Here is an 18823-nt window from a genome sequence, read left to right on the forward strand (position 1 = left end):
CCCCTCACCGGAGGATCCACCATGACGTATCGCAGCAAAGTCGCCGTAGTCTATCTACTGGGCTTTTTTCTTGATTTGATCAACATGTTTATCGCCAGCGTCGCCTTTCCGGCAATGGCGCAGACCTATCACGCCACGCCCTCTGCACTCGCCTGGGTCAGTAACGGGTATATTGCCGGCCTGACGCTGGTGATCCCGTTCAGCAGTGCCCTGACGCGCCGCATCGGGGCAAAGCACGTCATCCTTCTCTCGCTGGTTCTCTTTAGCGTAGCCTCCACCGCGGCAGGCTTGTCTGCCACACTTGAAAGTCTGATTGCCTGGCGGGTGCTGCAGGGCGTGGGCGGTGGCTTATTGATCCCCGTAGGGCAGGCGCTGACCTGGCAACAGTTTAAAGCGCATGAACGCGCCAGGCTCTCTTCCGCCGTCATGCTGGTTGCACTGCTTGCCCCCGCATGCTCACCTGCGTTAGGGGGCGTACTGGTTCAGGCGTTAAGCTGGCGGTGGGTATTTTTTGCTACCCTCCCGGTTGCTCTCCTGACCTTTGCGTTGGCCTGTCTGTGGCTTAAGCATGAAATGCCCGCGATGAAAGCAAACCGACTGCTGAACCTGAGTTTGATCGCCGATCCGCTTCTGCGCGTTTCCATGATGGTTTATGTATGTGTCCCCGGTATGTTTATCGGAATAAACGTCACCGGCATGTTTTATCTGCAGAGCGTGGTCAACATGACGCCAGCCGCGACGGGCATGCTGATGCTGCCGTGGTCTCTGGCATCGTTTATGGCCATCACCGCAACGGGCCGTTACTTTAACCGTGTCGGCCCCCGACCTCTGTTGATCGCGGGTTGCCTGCTTCAGGCGTCAGGTATTCTGCTTTTGCTCAGCGTCAGTGCGACCACGGGCACGCTGCCAGCGATCGTTGCGTTTACATTAATGGGCGCAGGAGGCAGTCTTTGCAGCAGTACGGCGCAGAGCAGCGCATTTCTGACAACGCGTCGGGAAGAGATGGCTGATGCCAGCGCGCTGTGGAATCTTAATCGTCAGCTGAGTTTTTTTGCGGGTGCCTTTCTGCTGGCACAGGTGCTGGATCTGGCCCAGAGGTATTTGCCCCCCGTCGCCGCGTGGCACGGGATGTTTCTGGTTGCTTCGGCCATCACCCTGGTGCCCGTCATCTCTGTATTTCGTCTTAACAACCCGCAGGTGCTTGCACAACTGCAACAGGAGAAACCATGACGCCTTTCGAACACGACATCATTGATATTCATATCGCACTGGAAAACTGGCTGGGTGCCGGTGAAGGTAATATTGATGCCCTGCTCGCTCGTTTCCAGCCAAACTTTCTGATGGTTCCCCCGAGTGGGGCGCATTTAAACCATGACGCCCTTGTCCGTTTTCTGCACGCCCAGCGTGGAAGCCGACCCGGCCTTAAAATCATCATTGATGAGCTAGCCACGATTCAGTCATGGGATAACGGTGCGGTGCTTCATTACCGGGAGACGCAGACCCGCCCGGACCAGCCCGTCAACGTACGCTGGTCAACCGCGGTGCTCAATCGGGAAGGCGAGACGATCAGCTGGCGTCTGCTGCACGAAACGGCGCAGCCGTAAGAGATAAAAAAGGCCCGTCTCACGACGGGCCTTTTTTTGACGAAAGGTTGCTTATTCGCGGAACAGCGCTTCGATATTAAGACCTTGCCCCTGCAGAATTTCACGCAGGCGGCGCAGACCTTCAACCTGAATCTGACGAACACGTTCACGGGTCAGGCCAATTTCACGGCCGACGTCTTCCAGTGTCGCAGCTTCATACCCCAGCAAACCGAAACGACGTGCCAGCACCTCACGCTGTTTGGCGTTCAGTTCGAACAGCCATTTGACGATGCTCTGTTTCATGTCATCATCCTGCGTGGTGTCTTCCGGGCCGTTGTCTTTTTCATCGGCCAGGATATCCAGCAGCGCTTTTTCGGAGTCGCCACCCAGCGGGGTGTCAACCGAGGTAATGCGCTCGTTGAGACGCAGCATGCGGCTTACGTCATCAACCGGTTTGTCGAGTTGCTCAGCAATCTCTTCTGCGCTTGGCTCGTGGTCCAGTTTATGGGACAACTCGCGCGCGGTACGCAGATAGACGTTCAACTCTTTGACGATGTGAATCGGCAGGCGAATCGTACGGGTTTGGTTCATAATGGCCCGTTCGATGGTCTGACGAATCCACCAGGTCGCGTAGGTGGAGAAGCGGAACCCACGTTCTGGGTCAAACTTCTCTACTGCGCGGATGAGACCTAAGTTGCCCTCTTCAATCAGATCCAGCAGAGCCAGACCACGATTGCCGTAACGACGGGCAATTTTCACGACCAGACGCAAGTTACTTTCAATCATGCGACGGCGCGAGGCAACATCACCACGCAAAGCACGACGTGCGAAATAGACTTCTTCTTCGGCCGTTAACAGTGGGGAGTAACCAATCTCCCCAAGGTAAAGCTGAGTCGCGTCCAGTACACGCTGTGTGGCACCCTGCGATAACAGCTCTTCTTCAGCCAAATCGTTATCACTGGGTTCCTCTTCTACTAAGGCTTTTTCGTCAAAAGCCTCTGCTCCGTTCTCATCAAATTCCGCATCTTCATTTAAATCATGAACTTTCAGCGTATTCTGACTCATAAGGTGGCTCCTACCCGTGATCCCTGAACGAGACACCCTGGCTGGCATGCCCCGTCAATTTATCGCTGCGGCAAATACTGCAGCGGGTTTACGGATTTCCCCTTGTAACGAATTTCAAAATGCAAGCGTGTAGAACTGGTTCCGGTGCTACCCATGGTAGCGATTTTTTGCCCCGCCTTAACTTCTTGTTGTTCCCGGACCAGCATTGTGTCGTTATGGGCGTAGGCACTCAGGTAATCATCGTTGTGTTTGATGATAATAAGATTACCGTAACCGCGCAGAGCGTTACCGGCATACACAACGCGTCCGTCTGCGGTCGCGATGATAGCCTGTCCCTTACTTCCTGCGATATCGATCCCTTTGTTCCCTCCTTCGGAGGAAGAGAAGTTCTCGATAACCTTACCGTCAGTTGGCCAGCGCCAGGTTGAAATTGGCGAACTGGAACTCATACTGCTGGCAGTCGGTTCAGTAGAGCTAACCACAGGTGCCGTAACCGGTGCTGTGACAGCAGTCGCAGTCCCTTTATTATTCGGCAACATTTTGTTAGCAGTCTGATCACCTGAATCTTCAGAATACGTAATTACAGGTTGTGAAGCAACCACCGTGGTGGATTTTTGTGCAGGCTTAACGCTGTTATTTTGCGCGGTCACGTCGGCTGCAGAAACGGTATTGCCAGGCGTAAGCGGCGTACCCGTCGCGTTGCCCACCTGGAGCGTCTGCCCGACTTCCAGCGCATACGGTGCCTGGACGTTGTTGCGCTGCGCGAGGTCACGGAAATCGTTCCCGGTGATCCACGCGATATAGAACAGCGTATCGCCACGTTTCACGGTATAGGTGCTGCCGCCGGTATAGCTGCCTTTCGGAATGTTCCCATACTGACGGTTATACACTATGCGGCCATTTTGGGTCTGAACAGGTTGTTCGACTGGCTGAATCTGTGTTGGCTGTGTAACAGGATGTTGCACAGGCTGAATTTGTGGTGTTTGCTGCGGCGCAGCAGTGCCCATTTTAGGTGGCGGCGTGATCAACATTCCGCTGGACGTGTTACCGGAGCCGCTGTTTCCGCCAACAGAACTGACAGGCGCAGGTGCATTGTTAGAACTCGAACAGCCTGCCAGCCAGAGCGAAACCAGTGATAATGCCGCAACACGGCTGATGGTGAATTTAGGGCTTCCCGCGCTCATTTATCCCCCAGGAATGTGTTAACTACCAGTGACTTAAAATTAACCGTGATGGCACGACTCTTTCGCGCCACACCATACGCTGAATTTGCCTTAATAACCCTGGAAAATTCCGAGTCTTAGGCCAGTTCCCCCTTTACCAGAGGCACAAAGCGCACGGCTTCTACGGTATCGATAATAAACTCGTCGCCACGTCGACGAACGCGCTTTAACAGCTGCTGCTCATCGCCAACAGGCAATACAAGAATGCCCCCCTCATCCAGCTGCGACAACAGGGCCGCAGGGATCTCCGGTGGAGCCGCCGTCACGATGATTGCGTCAAACGGGGCGCGAGCCTGCCAACCCTGCCATCCATCACCGTGTCGTGTCGAAACATTGTGTAAATCAAGTTGTTTCAGGCGACGACGCGCCTGCCACTGTAAACCTTTGATCCGCTCAACCGAGCACACATGATGCACCAGATGCGCCAGAATCGCAGTCTGATACCCGGACCCGGTGCCAATCTCCAGCACGCGGGAGTCGGGGGTGAGCTCCAGCAGCTCCGTCATGCGCGCCACCATATAGGGCTGCGAAATCGTCTGGCCCTGCCCGATGGGCAACGCCACGTTTTCCCACGCTTTGTGTTCAAACGCCTCGTCTACAAATTTCTCACGCGGAACCTGGGCGAGCGCGTCAAGCACATGCTCGTCGCGGATCCCCTGTGCGCGAAGTTGTTCCAGAAGAGTTTGTACACGTTTGCTTACCATTGCGCGTTCACTCCTGCGCGATCAAGCCAGCCCGACACCACATCATGCGCGCTATACGCGGTTAAATCTACGTGCAGCGGCGTTACCGAGACATAGCCTTCATCCACAGCGGCAAAGTCGGTATCCGGCCCCGCATCGCACTTATCGCCGGGAGGGCCAATCCAGTAGAGCGTGTTGCCGCGCGGATCCTGCTGCGGGATGACCTGATCGGCCGGATGACGGCTTCCGCAACGCGTGACGCGAATGCCCTTGATTTCATTCAGCGGGAGATCCGGCACGTTGATGTTGAGGATGCGTCCGGTACGCAGCGGTTCACGGCTAAGTGCCCGCAGGATAGAACAGGTTACCGCTGCCGCCGTGTCGTAATGAGTGTGACCATTTAACGATACCGCCAGCGCCGGAAAGCCAAGATGACGGCCTTCCATTGCGGCCGCCACGGTACCAGAGTAGATAACGTCATCACCCAGATTCGGCCCGGCGTTAATCCCGGAAACGACGATATCCGGGCGCGGGCGCATCAGCGCATTCACCCCCAGAAAAACGCAGTCCGTTGGCGTGCCCATCTGCACGGCAATATCGCCATTTTCAAAAGCAAAGGTGCGAAGCGACGACTCCAGCGTCAATGAGTTAGACGCTCCACTGCGGTTACGATCGGGAGCCACGACCTGCACATCCGCAAATTCGCGAAGGTGTTTCGCCAGCGTCTGAATGCCTGGGGCATGGATCCCGTCATCGTTACTCAGCAATATTCGCATAATCACCCGACGTGTTGATAAGTTCCCTGACAACACTGGTGGCAAAGCTACCTGCCGGCAGCCAGAAGCGTAACTCAACGGTTACGTCATCCCACCAGTTCCAGCTTAACTGCTGCGGGTAGAGCAACATCGCCCGGCGTGCTGCTTCGACTTTTTCCCGCACCAGCAATGATTGTAATTCTTGCGCTTCGGCCACGGCTGCCTGCTCCGCGGCCAGCGCGTCACCCTGCGTTCCCCAGTCGCCCGTGCCGGGCAAGGCTGCGGTGATCATCAGCGTTTTAGCGTCCACGCGCGACTGTACATCGGCCATTTCTTCGGCCGTTGCCACAAACCAGCTACCGCGTCCCGCTAATTGTAGCGCATCGCCGACAACAACTTGATTCGCGTCCGGTTTTTTCAGCCGTTCGCTTACGATCTGATTAAACAACGCACTGCGGGCCGCCGACAACCAAAAACTGCGTTTATTCCTGTCGCGCACCGGCGCATCGCTCTGCGCCCAGCGCAGTGCGCCCTGCAGGTTACTGCCGCCGATGCCAAAACGCTGTGCGCCAAAGTAGTTAGGCACACCGCGTTCATTGATGGCCTGCAAGCGTTTTTCCACGTCGTCACGGTCGGTCACTTCACGCAGTACGAGGGTAAAGTTGTTACCTTTCAACGCCCCCAGACGCAGTTTGCGCTTGTGACGGGCGTACTCCAGCACCTTACAACCCTCAAGCTCAAATTTGCTTAAATCAGGCATCGCATTGCCTGGAACGCGCGCGCAAAGCCACTGTTCGGTGACCGCGTGTTTGTCTTTCTGCCCGGCGAAGCTCACTTCGCGGGCATGGATTTTCAGGAATTTAGCCAGCGCATCGGCCACAAAGCGGGTATTGCAGCCATTTTTGAGGATGCGCACCAGGATATGCTCGCCTTCGCCGTCCGGCTCAAAGCCCAAATCTTCCACGACCACGAAATCTTCAGGGCTGGCTTTCAGCAGACCACTCCCCAGCGGTTTACCGTGCAGGTAGGTCAGGTTGTCAAAATCGGTCATTTGCTCGCCTTCACCAGCAGCGCCACGGCTTCGCAGGCGATGCCTTCGCCGCGACCGGTAAAGCCCAGTTTCTCCGTGGTGGTCGCTTTGACGTTGACGTCATCCATATGGCAGCCCAGATCTTCAGCGATAAATACGCGCATCTGAGGAATATGCGGCAGCATTTTGGGGGCCTGAGCGATGATCGTCACATCGACGTTACCTAGGGTATAACCCTTCGCCTGAATACGGCGCCAGGCTTCACGCAACAGCGCACGGCTGTCTGCGCCTTTAAACGCCGGATCGGTGTCCGGGAACAGCTTGCCGATATCGCCCAGCGCCGCCGCGCCCAGTAAGGCGTCGGTTAAGGCGTGTAGTGCCACGTCGCCATCAGAATGCGCCAGCAGCCCTTTTTCATAAGGAATGCGCACGCCGCCAATGATAATTGGGCCAACGCCTCCAAAGGCGTGTACATCAAAACCGTGTCCAATTCGCATTATGCCTTCTCCTGATGGGTCGAACGGGTAAGATAAAATTCCGCGAGCTGTAAATCTTCCGGGCGCGTCACTTTTATATTATCAGCGCGCCCTTCAACAAGCGTTGGGTGGAAACCGCAATACTCCAGCGCAGAGGCTTCGTCGGTGATGGTCGCACCTTCTTTAAGCGCGCGCGTTAAGCAGTCGTGGAGTAATTCGCGGGGGAAAAATTGTGGCGTCAGCGCGTGCCAGAGATCGACGCGCTCAACGGTATGCGCGATAGCCTGTTTGCCAGGCTCGGCACGCTTCATGGTGTCGCGTACCGGCGCGGCCAGAATGCCACCGACTTTACTGGTTTCACTCAGCGCCAGCAGGCGCGCAAGATCGTCCTGATGCAGGCACGGGCGCGCAGCGTCGTGGACCAGCACCCACTGGGCATCGCCAGCGGCCTGGATGCCCGCCAGCACGGAATCGGCGCGCTCGGCACCGCCATCAACGACGGTGATCTGCGGATGAGCGGCCAGCGGTAACTGTGCGAACCGGGCATCGCCCGGACTGATGGCGATGATGACACGCGTCACTCGGGGGTGCGCCAGCAGCGCCGCCACGGCATGTTCGAGGATCGTTTTATCGCCAATAGAGAGGTATTGCTTGGGACATTCTGTCTGCATGCGCCGGCCAAAACCCGCGGCCGGCACCACGGCGCATACGTCCGAAAAAGTCACTGCCATGTCGTAATCCTGGGCCTGATTATCGATTGTTTTGTGCTGAGCCCTGATTGCGTTTAGACGCATCCGGAACCAGACGATAAAAGGTTTCGCCCGGTTTAGTCATACTGAGTTCATTGCGTGCGCGTTCCTCAATCGCCTCCTGCCCGCCATTGAGGTCATCAATTTCAGCAAAGAGTTGATCGTTTCGCGCCTTAAGTTTGGCGTTAGTTGCCTGCTGAGCCGCGACGTCATCACTTACCCGGCTATAGTCGTGCAGTCCGTTTTTACCGAACCACAGCGAATATTGCAGCCAGACCAGCAGAGCCAGCAACAGCAGCGTTAGTTTACCCATCCTGCCCCCTGAAAAACGGCATCTTCATCCCACAACGCCCCCGGCGCTCTATGCCGGAGTAACAGAGATGCCGCAACATCGCGGGCAAATGTACCACATTTTTTCCGCAGAATCGCCCTGCTCAATATCGTCACACAGTTGGTTACGGTTTGAATTATGGCTGAAGTTAGCCCATGAGCCACAAAAATAACAGACCAAACATCAGGACCACCGTCACAATCGTGACAACGGTGCTGTACAGGAGTTTGCCGTTAAGCAGTGAATGCAGGGCGATGCCGACGACAACCGCCACGGGCATTAGCGCCAGGAAGAAGGGCCAGGTGTAGAGAAAGAAGAACAGCGTGTTACCGCCGTAGATGAGAAACGGGATGCCCAGCGCCAGCAACCACGAGACGAAGCCGACGAAGGCCCCGGGAAAGGACCAGGTCGTCTCGTCGTCGGTCGCTATCGGATCCGACCCGGTGGTAATCATGTAGTTTTCACTGTTGCGCATAGCTAATCCTGTGACCGTGACTCATCGTTCGGGAAGACAGCTCCCGAACGATACCGTCTCAGGATCTGATAATATCGTCCCGTCTGAGCAGGTCTAATAATTGGCTTACTAAATTTGTTACCAATTGTTGACCTTCCAGGTGAATCTCAGGGGATTCAGGCGCTTCGTAGACCGAGTCGATGCCGGTGAAGTTTCGCAACTCACCCGCGCGGGCTTTTTTGTACAGCCCTTTCGGATCGCGCGCTTCGCAGATTTCCAGCGGCGTATCGACAAACACCTCGATAAATCGATCCTGACCGACGCGCTCGCGTACCATCTGCCGCTCGGCGCGGTGAGGCGAGATAAACGCGGTCAGCACCACCAGCCCGGCATCCGCCATCAGGCTGGCCACTTCCCCAACCCGACGGATATTCTCCTTGCGGTCTTCATCGCTAAACCCTAAATCACTGCACAGTCCGTGACGCACGTTGTCGCCATCCAGCAGGTAGGTGCTCACCCCCTGCTGATGCAGCGCCTCTTCCAGCGCGCCCGCGACCGTCGATTTACCGGAGCCGGACAGCCCGGTAAACCACAGCACAACCCCACGGTGGCCGTGGAGTTGCTCCCGCTGAGCGACGGTAACCGGATGAGGATGCCAGACGACGTTCTCATCATGGGCGGCCATTACTTGCCTCCCAGCAGATCGCGTGCACCCCAGTGCGGGAAGTGCTTACGCACCAGCGCATTCAGTTCAAGCTCAAAGGCGCTGAATTCAGACACCGCTGCCGCCTGTTGATTAGGCTCGCGCACCATGCCTGCACCAACGGTAACGTTGGTCAGGCGATCGATAAAGATAAGTCCACCCGTTACCGGATTTTGCTGATATTTATCCAGCACCAGCGGCTCGTCAAAGGTGAGATCCACCAGGCCAATACCGTTCAGCGGCAGTTCGCTCACTTCACGCTGAGTCAGATTGTTGATGTCCACCTGGAACTGGATACCGTCCACGCGGGCGCGGGTTTTCTTACCGGCAATTTTGATGTCGTAGCTTTGGCCTGCGGTCAGCGGCTGTTCAGCCATCCACACCACATCCACGGCAGCACCCTGCACCGCCGCCAGCGTTTCCTGCGCATCCACCAGTAGATCGCCGCGGCTGATATCAATCTCATCTTTCAGCACCAGCGTCACCGCTTCACCGGCACCCGCTTCCTGCAGGTCGCCATCAAAGGTGACGATACGGGCAATGGACGACTCCACACCCGACGGCAGCACTTTGACGCGCTGCCCCACCGTGACGGTGCCCGAGGCGAGGGTGCCGGAGAAGCCGCGAAAATCGAGGTTCGGGCGGTTCACATACTGCACCGGGAAGCGCATTGGCTGGGTATCTACCACGCGCTGAATTTCAACCGTCTCCAGCACTTCCAGCAACGTCGGGCCGCTGTACCACGGCATGTTGGCGCTCTGGGAGGCAACGTTATCCCCTTCCAGCGCCGAGAGCGGCACAAAGCGAATATCAAGGTTACCCGGCAACTGTTCAGCAAAGGTCAGGTAGCTCTGGCGGATCTCCTCGAAGGTCTCTTCGCTGAAGTTCACCAGATCCATTTTATTCACCGCCACCACCAGGTGTTTGATCCCCAGCAGCGTGGAGATGAAGCTGTGACGACGGGTTTGATCCAGCACGCCTTTACGGGCGTCGATCAGCAGGATCGCCAGCTCACAGGTTGATGCACCGGTTGCCATGTTGCGGGTGTACTGCTCATGTCCCGGCGTGTCGGCAATAATAAATTTGCGTTTCTCGGTGGAGAAATAGCGGTACGCAACATCAATAGTGATGCCCTGCTCGCGCTCCGCCTGCAGGCCGTCCACCAAAAGCGCCAGGTCGAGCTTTTCGCCCTGAGTACCATGACGTTTGCTGTCGTTATGCAGGGAAGAGAGCTGGTCTTCATAGATCTGACGCGTGTCGTGCAGCAGGCGACCAATCAGCGTGCTTTTACCGTCATCAACGCTACCGCAGGTCAGAAAGCGCAGCAGGCTCTTGTGTTGTTGTGCGTGCAGGTATGCTTCTACGCCGCCTTCGTTGGCAATTTGTTGGGCAATCGTGGTGTTCATGGCGGCTCCTTAGAAATAACCCTGACGTTTCTTCAGCTCCATCGAGCCTGCCTGGTCGCGGTCAATGACGCGCCCCTGTCGCTCGCTGGTGGTCGATACCAGCATCTCTTCGATGATCTCTGGCAGCGTTTGCGCGTTGGACTCCACCGCGCCGGTCAGCGGCCAACAACCAAGAGTACGGAAACGTACCATCTGTTTTTTGATCACTTCGCCCGGCTGTAAATCAATGCGATCGTCGTCGATCATCATCAGCATGCCGTCGCGCTCCAGCACCGGGCGTTCAGCCGCCAGGTAAAGCGGAACGATCTCGATATTTTCCAGATAGATGTACTGCCAGATATCCAGCTCGGTCCAGTTGGAGAGCGGGAAGACGCGAATGCTTTCGCCTTTGTTGATCTGGCCGTTGTAGTTGTGCCACAGCTCAGGACGCTGGTTTTTCGGATCCCAGCGGTGGAAGCGGTCGCGGAAGGAGTAAATACGCTCTTTGGCGCGGGATTTCTCCTCGTCACGGCGCGCACCGCCGAAAGCGGCGTCAAAACCGTACTTGTTCAGCGCCTGCTTCAGCCCTTCGGTTTTCATGATGTCGGTGTGTTTGGCGCTGCCGTGAACAAACGGGTTAATGCCCATCGCCACCCCTTCCGGGTTTTTATGCACCAGCAGCTCACAGCCATAGGCTTTGGCGGTACGGTCGCGGAACTCATACATCTCACGGAATTTCCAGCCGGTATCCACGTGCAGCAGCGGGAACGGCAGCGTACCCGGATAAAACGCTTTACGCGCCAGATGCAGCATCACGCTGGAATCTTTGCCGATGGAGTACATCATCACCGGGTTAGAGAACTCGGCGGCCACTTCGCGGATAATATGGATACTTTCCGCTTCAAGCTGTCGCAGGTGAGTAAGTCGTTTTTGGTCCATAACCGTTCCTTAAGCCAGATTCACCACAGAGGAGCCAAACCCCTCTGAGTCTGTTGTATGTTGAAACCAGGCGAGCGTTCTGTGCAGCTGTACCACTTCGCCCACCACGATAAGCGCGGGCATCGGGGCGTCTTTCGCCAGGACTGCAAGGTCTTGTAGCGTACCGGTCACCACACGCTGATCGACGCGGGTACCGCGAGAAATCACGGCCACCGGCGTTGTCGCCTCGCGACCGTGCTGAATAAGTTGTTCACTGATGTCCGCCGCCTTCATGGTGCCCATATAGATGGCCAGCGTCTGTCGGCTCTGGGCGAGATGCGACCAGTCAAACGGCGTGCTATCGGCCTTATAATGACCAGTCACAAAGGTCACGCTCTGGGCGTAATCGCGGTGCGTAAGCGGAATACCTGCGTAGGCCGTTACCGCGGAGGCCGCCGTAATCCCCGGCACCACCTGGAACGGTACGCCCGCTTCGGCTGCCGCCTGCAGTTCTTCGCCACCGCGACCAAAGATGAACGGATCGCCCCCTTTAAGGCGCACCACGGTTTTGCCTGCTCTCGCTGCGGCAACCAGCATCTGATTGGTGTCGTGCTGCGGTACCGAGTGCTCGCCTGCGCGTTTACCCACGCAGATTTGCTCGGCATCGCGACGAATTAGCTCGCGCACACCGTCGGTGACCAGATGGTCATAGAACACCACGTCCGCGTCCTGTAGCACCTGCAGTCCGCGTAAGGTCAGTAACCCGGCATCCCCCGGACCTGCCCCCACCAGAATGATCTCCCCGCCCGTGCTGCCGGGGTTATCCAGCTCGTCTTCGAGGATTTTTTGCGCTGCCGTCTCATTACCGGCGTGCATCAGGCTGGCAAAGCGGCCACGGAATACCCGCTCCCAGAAGCGACGGCGTTCCGTTACGCTGGTCAGGCGGGTTTTCAGATGGTTGCGCCAGTAGCTCGCTTTCTCTGCCATACGTCCGAGACTGGTTGGTAACAGCGCTTCAATCTTTTCCCGCAGCACGCGCGCCAGCACCGGTGCGGTACCGCCGGAGGAGATCGCCACCAGCAGCGGCGAGCGGTCGACAATCGACGGGAAGATAAACGAGCACAAAGGCTGGTCGTCGACCACGTTCACCAGGCGGTAACGCGCCTGAGCGGCCTCGGAAACGCGTCGGTTGAGTTCGCGATCCTCCGTCGCTGCAATCACCAGCACCACGCTGTCGATTTGTGACTCGTCGAACTCCGCTTCTGCGACAACCCGCACCTGCGCGCCCGCGCGCTGCAGAAACGCGATTTTGCGATCGGCAATTTCACCCGTACCCACAACCAGTACCGGTTTTTCTTTAATCGCAGCAAAAAGGGGCAGATAGTCCACAAGCAACAACTCACTAACAACGAGGAATAGAGGGACTATAGGGGGCGGCTTAGACCGAATGAAATTACGAATTGGAATGAGTAGTTACTCAATGGAATAACGCGATGAAAAAGCAAATATCAAAAAGTGCTTAACACGCGAAATTTCGGGCATTTAAGAGCAATTCAAATTGTGTATGGCCGATCACAGTTTCATACTAAGCGGGTTATAATTTTGCTCTGTTTTTAAGGACTCACTATGTTTTCCGCAATGCGCCACCGATACGTTGCCCTGGCGCTCGGCGTTTGCTTTATCCTTCCGGCTCAGGCAAAAAATCAACCGTATGGTGAAATCGCCAATATGCAGGCGCGGCATATTGCCACCGTTTTTCCCGGACGCATGACCGGCTCCCCTGCGGAAATGCTTTCCGCTGACTATCTTCGCCAGCAGTTTGCCGATATGGGCTACCAGAGCGATATCCGCTCGTTTCACAGCCGCTATATCTACACCTCACGAAATAAAACAAAAAACTGGCATAACGTGACAGGCAGTACCGTTATTGCGGCACATGAAGGTAGCGCGGCTGAGCAGATCATTATTATGGCGCACCTGGACACTTACGCGCCCATGAGCGACACCGATACCGATAACAATCTGGGCGGGCTGACGCTGCAAGGGCTGGACGATAACGCGGCGGGTCTGGGCGTAATGCTTGAACTGGCCGAGCGAATGAAAAACATTCCGACAAAATACGGTATTCGCTTTGTGGCAACCAGCGGCGAAGAGGAAGGCAAACTCGGCGCGGAGAATTTCCTTAAGCGCATGAGCGCTGAGGAGAAGAAAAATACGCTGCTGGTGATTAACCTCGATAATTTAATCGTTGGCGATAAGCTCTATTTTAATAGCGGACAGAGTACGCCGGGTACCGTGCGTAAACTGACCCGTGACCGGGCGCTGGCAATTGCACGCAGCCATGGCGTGTATGCCACGACCAATCTTGGCGGCAATCCGGCTTATCCGCGCGGAACGGGCTGCTGTAACGATGGTGAAGTGTTCGATAAAGCGGGCATCCCGGTGCTGTACGTCGAAGCCACCAACTGGGCGTTAGGCAAGAAAGATGGCTATCAGCAGCGGGCTAAAACGAAAGCCTTTCCGGACGGGACGAGCTGGCATAACGTGATGCTGGATAATCAGCAGCATATTGATAGCGCACTGCCGCAGCGCATTGAGCACCGCAGCCGCGATGTGGTGAAAGTGATGCTGCCGCTGGTGAAGGAGCTGGCGAAAGCGGGGAAAGCCTGAGGTCGTGCGGCCTGATGCCCCACCCCACCCTCTCCCACCGGGCTGAGGGATCCCCATAAAATAATACCTGCACGGAGGACCCCCTCTCCCTTGAGGGAGAGGGTACCGGGTGAGGGGGAACATATGGCTGTAGAGGTCATTCCGTTTCACTTTATGTTCCTTGCTACTCTGTAACGGCATGACTTGTGAACATGCAAGGGCAGCTGGATATCGCCACCGCGTGGCAACCAGGGCTCCAGGCGGTAAATCGCCGCTTCGCGGTGCCTTCGGCTTCTCCTTCCGGCTTATCGGGGACGGGGTGTAAACGTCCTGTAAACTTCACCTCTGGCGCATCCATGCGCCTCGCCGGCCTCCGGAAGCGCCACAGCGATTTACAGCCGGACCAGGGCGTCGCTGTAAGTCATTTATTTTCCTGAAACAACATTCGTCGCTTTCGGTAAAAAAATTACTGGGGAACCCTCAGCCCACCGGGAGAGGGTGGAAAAATCATTACCCTTCGTGTAACCCGCACTCGCGCTTCAGTCCAAAGAATCGCGTCTCTTCTTCCGCCATTCCCGGTTCCCATTTGCGCGTGGTGTGGGTATCCCCCACGGACAGGTAGCCCTGATCCCACAGCGGATGGTATTTCAGCCCGTGTTTTTGCAGATACTGGTACACCGTACGGTTATCCCAGTCGATGATCGGCAGCACTTTAAACACGCCGCGCTGCACCGCCAGCACCGGCAGCGTGGCCCGGCTGCCGGACTGCTCGCGGCGAAGACCGGCAAACCAGGTCTGCGCGTTCAGCTCTTTCAGCGCACGGTTCATCGGCTCGACCTTGTTGATCTCATTGTATTTCTCAATGCCCTCAACGCCCTGCTCCCAGAGTTTGCCGTAGCGCGCCTCCTGCCAGGCCGCGCTCTGCTCCGCGCGGTACACTTTCAGGTTCAGCTTAAGCTTGTCCGTCAGCTCATCGATAAACTGGTAGGTTTCCGGGAACAGATAGCCGGTATCGGTGAGGATCACCGGAATATCCGGGCGGATCTGATTCACCAGATGCAAACTGACCGCCGCCTGAATGCCAAAGCTCGACGACAGCACGTAGTCACCCGGCAGGTTTTCCAGCGCCCACGCCACGCGCCCTTCGGCGTCCAGCTTTTCCAGTTGGGCGTTGGTTTCTGCGAGTGCCAGAATGCGTTCGACTTTTGGCAATGCGTTAAGCGCGTTTAGATCGAGTACGGACATAATTACCTCTCGTGGTTACTCCCAGAAATCCCTTGCGGGATCGAGCACCGGGCGAATAATGCCCGCACGCACCGTAAAGTCGCCGAAGCCTTCACCCGCTTCGCGCTCTTTCGCCCAGCGCCCGACAAGCTCGTCGATGGAATCGAGAATTTCTGGCTCAGTGATATTCTCGCGGAACATACGCGGAATACGCGTGCCGATACGGTTACCGCCCAGGTGCAGGTTATAGCGACCCGGCGCTTTCCCCACCAGCCCAAGCTCGGCCAGCATCGCGCGGCCACAGCCGTTCGGACAGCCGGTAACGCGCATAACAATATGCTCGTCCGGAATACCGTGTTTTTCCAGAATCGCTTCCACTTTGTCTGTAAATGACGGCAGGAAACGTTCCGCTTCCGCCATCGCCAGCGGACAGGTCGGGAACGACACGCAGGCCATCGAGTTTTCGCGCTGCGGTTTGACCGCATTCATCAACCCATGGTCACGCGCCAGCGCCTCAATTTTCGCCTTTTCACTTTCCGGCACACCAGCAATAATCAGGTTCTGGTTGGCGGTAATGCGGAACTCACCTTTGTGGATCTTCGCGATTTCCAGCAGGCCGGTTTTCAGCGGACGGCCCGGGTAATCCAGAATACGGCCGTTTTCGATAAACAGCGTCAGGTGCCATTTATTGTCGATGCCTTTTACCCAGCCGATGCGATCGCCGCGACCGGTGAATTCGTAAGGGCGGATCGGCTCAAATTTGATCCCCGCGCGACGCTCCACTTCCTCTTTGAACGTCTCAACGCCCACGCGCTCCAGGGTGTATTTGGTTTTCGCGTTTTTACGGTCGGTACGGTTACCCCAGTCGCGCTGGGTGGTGACCACCGCTTCCGCCACGGCCAGCGTATGCTCCAGCGGCAGGAAGCCGAACTCGCTCGCGGTTCGGGCATAGGTTTTCTTGTTACCGTGTTCAATGGACAGACCGCCGCCCACCAGCAGGTTAAAGCCCACCAGCTTGCCGTTTTCGGCAATTGCCACAAAGTTCATGTCGTTGGCGTGCAGATCGATGTCGTTCTGCGGCGGGATCACCACCGTGGTTTTGAACTTACGCGGCAGATAGGTCTGACCGAGGATCGGTTCTTCATCGGTGGTCGCAACTTTTTCCTGATCGAGCCAAATCTCCGCATAGGCGCGGGTACGCGGCAGCAGGTGCTCGGAGATCTTCTTCGCCCACTCATAGGCTTCAGCGTGCAGCTCGGACTCATACGGGTTCGAGGTGCAGAGCACATTACGGTTCATGTCGTTGGCCGTCGCCAGCGCGTCCAGTCCGACGGAGTGCAGCATCTGGTGTACCGGCTTCACGTTCTTCTTCAGAATGCCGTGGAACTGGAAGGTCTGACGGTTGGTCAGACGAATGCTGCCGTAAATGGTGTTTTCACCGGCGAATTTATCAATCGCCTGCCACTGTGTCGTGGTGATCACTCCGCCCGGCAGACGGCAGCGCAACAGCATCGCGTGACGCGGCTCCAGCTTCTGTTCAGCACGCTCGGCGCGAATGTCGCGGTCGTCCTGTTGATACATGCCGTGGAAACGGATCAGCAGGAAGTTGTCGCCTTTGAAACCGCCGGTGAGACCGTCATTCAGATCTTCAGCAATGGTGCCACGCAGATAGTTGCTTTCCAGCTTCATGCGCTCGGCGTCTGACAGTTTACCTTCGACCACGAGGGGCCCTGGATGTTTTTCGCTCATTAGTAGACATCTCGCTGATAACGGCGCTCAACGCGCAGCTCACTTAAAAATTCATCCGCCGCTTCGGCATCCATACCGCCGAATTCGGCAATCACTTCCAGCAGTGCCTGCTCAACGTCTTTCGCCATGCGATTGGCGTCACCGCAGACATAAATGTGGGCACCGTCATTGATCCAGCGCCACAGCTCTGCGCCCTGTTCGCGCAGTTTGTCTTGTACGTATACTTTTTCTTTCTGATCGCGCGACCAGGCCAGATCGATACGGGTCAGCACCCCTTCTTTCACGTAGCGCTGCCACTCAACCTGATAGAGGAAATCTTCGGTAAAGTGCGGGTTGCCGAAGAACAGCCAGTTTTTACCCGGTGCCTCGTCCGCCGCACGCTGCTGCATAAAGGCACGGAACGGCGCAATGCCGGTACCCGGGCCAATCATGATTACCGGCGTTTCCGGGTTCGCCGGCAGACGGAAGTTGTCGTTGTGCTCGATAAAGACGCGCACTTCGCCCTCTTCCTCCACGCGATCGGCCAGGAAGCTGGAGGCACCGCCCGCGCGGGCACGGCCTTCGATGTCGTACCGCACCACGCCCACGGTGATGTGCACTTCGCTCTCGACTTCAGCCTGCGATGAGGCAATGGAGTACAGACGCGGCGTGAGCGGACGCAGCAGGCCGATCAGCGCCTCGGCATCCAGTTGTGCCGGAGAGAAACGCACCATATCGACAATCGGTGTGGTCGCCGCGTAATGCTGCAGCTTTGCCTTATCGCCCACTAACGGCAGCAGCGATTCGCTGCGCGTTAAGGTGGCATAGTTCTCAACGATATTGGCGGTATTTACCGTCAGCTCGAAGTGCCACTGCAGCGCTTCAGTGAGCGGCTGCGTTTTGCCTTCGACGGTGACAGGCTCGTCGCCTTTCAGCCACAGCAGTTCGACCAGCTCCTTGACCAGCGCCGGATCGTTTTGATACCAGACCCCCAGCGCATCGCCAGGCTGATAGCGCAGACCCGAGTCGCCCAGATCGATCTCGATATGGCGCACATCTTTTTCAGAGTCGCGGCCGGTAATTTTTTGATTAACCGACAGGCTTGCCGACAGCGGCGCCTCTTTGGTGTACGGGCTGGTGTGAATGTCGTTGACCACGCCGGTCGCGGTGATCGCAGCCTGGGCTGGTGTCTCTTTCGGTACGCGTGCTTTCAGCACGTCAACAATGCGCGCACGCCACTCTGCAGCGGCAGCCTGGTATTCCACATCTGCATCAACGCGGTCCAGCAGGCGCTCTGCGCCCAGCTCCGCCAGCTTGCTGTCGAAATCTTTGCCGGACTGGCAGAAGAATTCATAAGAGGTATCGCCCAGGCCGAACACGGCAAACGCAGTGCCATCGAGTCTGGGCGCTTTTTTCGAGAACAGGAATTTATGCAGCGCGACCGCCTCTTCAGCGGGTTCACCCTCGCCCTGCGTTGAGGCCACAACCACCAGCAGTTTTTCTGACGCGATCTGTTTGAATTTATAATCCCCGGCGTTCACCAGGTTCACGTTCAGTTTGGCGGCCAGCAGGTCGTCACGCAGCGCTTCTGCCACGCGGCGGGCATTGCCCGTCTGCGAAGCGGAGATAAGCGTAATGGCAGGAATTTCTACCGCCGTTGCCGGAGCCGCAGCCACAGCGCCAGGCTGCTGGTTGAGCATTCCCCAGAAATAGCCAGAGACCCAGGCAAGCTGGGTGGGAGAAAAATCAGAGGTGGCAGCCTGAAGGCGCGCCAGTTGCTCCGGGTTCAGGGGAAGCAAATTTGAAGGTGGGGCCTGTGTTGTCATGCGTCGTTATGTTCCAGTAGCCAAGCGGACTTTAAGCGAAT

General features: G+C 56.8%; 19 protein-coding genes. 3 read left to right on the top strand and 16 right to left on the bottom strand.

The features are described 5' to 3' along the window. The first annotated feature begins 21 nt into the window (after nucleotides 1-21). Together ACQG22_RS18680 and ACQG22_RS18685 are read left to right on the top strand one after the other, a co-directional pair. Nucleotides 22-1230 (top strand): MFS transporter, encoded by a 1209-nt coding sequence (locus ACQG22_RS18680; RefSeq protein ID WP_369706552.1) that lies wholly within the window; start codon nucleotides 22-24, stop codon nucleotides 1228-1230. After that, nucleotides 1227-1604 carry a DUF4440 domain-containing protein gene (locus ACQG22_RS18685; protein ID WP_038420496.1) on the top strand — a complete coding sequence of 126 codons (378 nt, stop codon included), beginning with the start codon at nucleotides 1227-1229 and terminating at the stop codon, nucleotides 1602-1604. Before ACQG22_RS18680 ends, ACQG22_RS18685 begins: the two co-directional genes overlap by 4 nt. A 51-nt stretch (nucleotides 1605-1655) precedes the next feature. On the opposite strand, the gene rpoS is transcribed toward ACQG22_RS18685, so the two are convergent. From rpoS to cysG, 13 genes are all read right to left on the bottom strand, one after another. Continuing rightward, nucleotides 1656-2648, bottom strand: coding sequence for an RNA polymerase sigma factor RpoS (rpoS, locus tag ACQG22_RS18690; RefSeq protein WP_013098493.1), 993 nt, complete (start codon nucleotides 2646-2648; stop codon nucleotides 1656-1658). Between the two features lie 59 nt (nucleotides 2649-2707). Continuing rightward, complete coding sequence (gene nlpD / locus ACQG22_RS18695) at nucleotides 2708-3832, bottom strand: murein hydrolase activator NlpD (RefSeq protein WP_058681954.1); 1125 nt, start codon at nucleotides 3830-3832, stop codon at nucleotides 2708-2710. Nucleotides 3833-3948: 116 nt separating this feature from the next. Then, on the bottom strand, nucleotides 3949-4575 hold the full coding sequence (locus ACQG22_RS18700; RefSeq protein ID WP_013098496.1) for a protein-L-isoaspartate(D-aspartate) O-methyltransferase: 627 nt from the start codon (nucleotides 4573-4575) through the stop codon (nucleotides 3949-3951). Then, entirely contained in the window at nucleotides 4569-5330 is a 762-nt protein-coding gene (surE, locus tag ACQG22_RS18705) for a 5'/3'-nucleotidase SurE (RefSeq protein ID WP_029883175.1), read from the bottom strand. The genes ACQG22_RS18700 and surE overlap by 7 nt, the downstream gene beginning before the upstream one ends. Further along, nucleotides 5311-6360 (bottom strand): tRNA pseudouridine(13) synthase TruD, encoded by a 1050-nt coding sequence (gene truD, locus ACQG22_RS18710; protein WP_040023576.1) that lies wholly within the window; start codon nucleotides 6358-6360, stop codon nucleotides 5311-5313. Before truD ends, surE begins: the two co-directional genes overlap by 20 nt. Continuing rightward, nucleotides 6357-6836: a 2-C-methyl-D-erythritol 2,4-cyclodiphosphate synthase gene (gene ispF / locus ACQG22_RS18715; RefSeq protein ID WP_013098499.1), complete on the bottom strand. Its 480-nt coding sequence runs from the start codon at nucleotides 6834-6836 to the stop codon at nucleotides 6357-6359. Before ispF ends, truD begins: the two co-directional genes overlap by 4 nt. Beyond that, nucleotides 6836-7546: a 2-C-methyl-D-erythritol 4-phosphate cytidylyltransferase gene (gene ispD / locus ACQG22_RS18720; protein ID WP_013098500.1), complete on the bottom strand. Its 711-nt coding sequence runs from the start codon at nucleotides 7544-7546 to the stop codon at nucleotides 6836-6838. The genes ispF and ispD overlap by 1 nt, the downstream gene beginning before the upstream one ends. Before the next feature lie 19 nt (nucleotides 7547-7565). After that, on the bottom strand, nucleotides 7566-7877 hold the full coding sequence (gene ftsB, locus ACQG22_RS18725; protein ID WP_003862095.1) for a cell division protein FtsB: 312 nt from the start codon (nucleotides 7875-7877) through the stop codon (nucleotides 7566-7568). Between the two features lie 166 nt (nucleotides 7878-8043). Next, nucleotides 8044-8370: a DUF3561 family protein gene (locus ACQG22_RS18730; protein ID WP_013098502.1), complete on the bottom strand. Its 327-nt coding sequence runs from the start codon at nucleotides 8368-8370 to the stop codon at nucleotides 8044-8046. Between the two features lie 58 nt (nucleotides 8371-8428). Continuing rightward, nucleotides 8429-9034, bottom strand: a complete 606-nt coding sequence (cysC, locus tag ACQG22_RS18735) for an adenylyl-sulfate kinase (RefSeq protein ID WP_013098503.1) — start codon at nucleotides 9032-9034, stop codon at nucleotides 8429-8431. Next, the gene (gene cysN / locus ACQG22_RS18740) at nucleotides 9034-10458 is read right to left on the bottom strand and encodes a sulfate adenylyltransferase subunit CysN (protein WP_020689300.1); all 1425 of its coding nucleotides are present in this window, start codon (nucleotides 10456-10458) and stop codon (nucleotides 9034-9036) included. The genes cysC and cysN overlap by 1 nt, the downstream gene beginning before the upstream one ends. 9 nt (nucleotides 10459-10467) lie before the next feature. Beyond that, nucleotides 10468-11376, bottom strand: a complete 909-nt coding sequence (gene cysD / locus ACQG22_RS18745) for a sulfate adenylyltransferase subunit CysD (protein ID WP_008499613.1) — start codon at nucleotides 11374-11376, stop codon at nucleotides 10468-10470. Between the two features lie 9 nt (nucleotides 11377-11385). After that, on the bottom strand, nucleotides 11386-12735 hold the full coding sequence (cysG, locus tag ACQG22_RS18750) for a siroheme synthase CysG (RefSeq protein WP_336340287.1): 1350 nt from the start codon (nucleotides 12733-12735) through the stop codon (nucleotides 11386-11388). 246 nt (nucleotides 12736-12981) lie between these two features. On the opposite strand from cysG, the gene ACQG22_RS18755 reads away from it, so the two are divergent. After that, the gene (locus ACQG22_RS18755) at nucleotides 12982-14025 is read left to right on the top strand and encodes an aminopeptidase (RefSeq protein ID WP_336340238.1); all 1044 of its coding nucleotides are present in this window, start codon (nucleotides 12982-12984) and stop codon (nucleotides 14023-14025) included. A gap of 489 nt (nucleotides 14026-14514) precedes the next feature. Here the strand turns inward: ACQG22_RS18755 and cysH are convergent, their stop codons facing one another. From cysH to cysJ, 3 genes are read right to left on the bottom strand one after another with little or no spacing between them, the layout of a single operon-like run. Next, nucleotides 14515-15249: a phosphoadenosine phosphosulfate reductase gene (gene cysH, locus ACQG22_RS18760; RefSeq protein ID WP_020689303.1), complete on the bottom strand. Its 735-nt coding sequence runs from the start codon at nucleotides 15247-15249 to the stop codon at nucleotides 14515-14517. Between the two features lie 15 nt (nucleotides 15250-15264). Next, nucleotides 15265-16977: an assimilatory sulfite reductase (NADPH) hemoprotein subunit gene (cysI, locus tag ACQG22_RS18765; protein WP_020689304.1), complete on the bottom strand. Its 1713-nt coding sequence runs from the start codon at nucleotides 16975-16977 to the stop codon at nucleotides 15265-15267. Beyond that, nucleotides 16977-18782 carry an NADPH-dependent assimilatory sulfite reductase flavoprotein subunit gene (gene cysJ / locus ACQG22_RS18770; RefSeq protein WP_108453907.1) on the bottom strand — a complete coding sequence of 602 codons (1806 nt, stop codon included), beginning with the start codon at nucleotides 18780-18782 and terminating at the stop codon, nucleotides 16977-16979. Before cysJ ends, cysI begins: the two co-directional genes overlap by 1 nt. Nucleotides 18783-18823: the final 41 nt, after the last annotated feature.

Origin of the sequence: Enterobacter cloacae complex sp. 309I3, from assembly GCF_050031595.1 — a bacterium.
Classification (GTDB): Bacteria; Pseudomonadota; Gammaproteobacteria; order Enterobacterales; family Enterobacteriaceae; genus Enterobacter; species Enterobacter cloacae.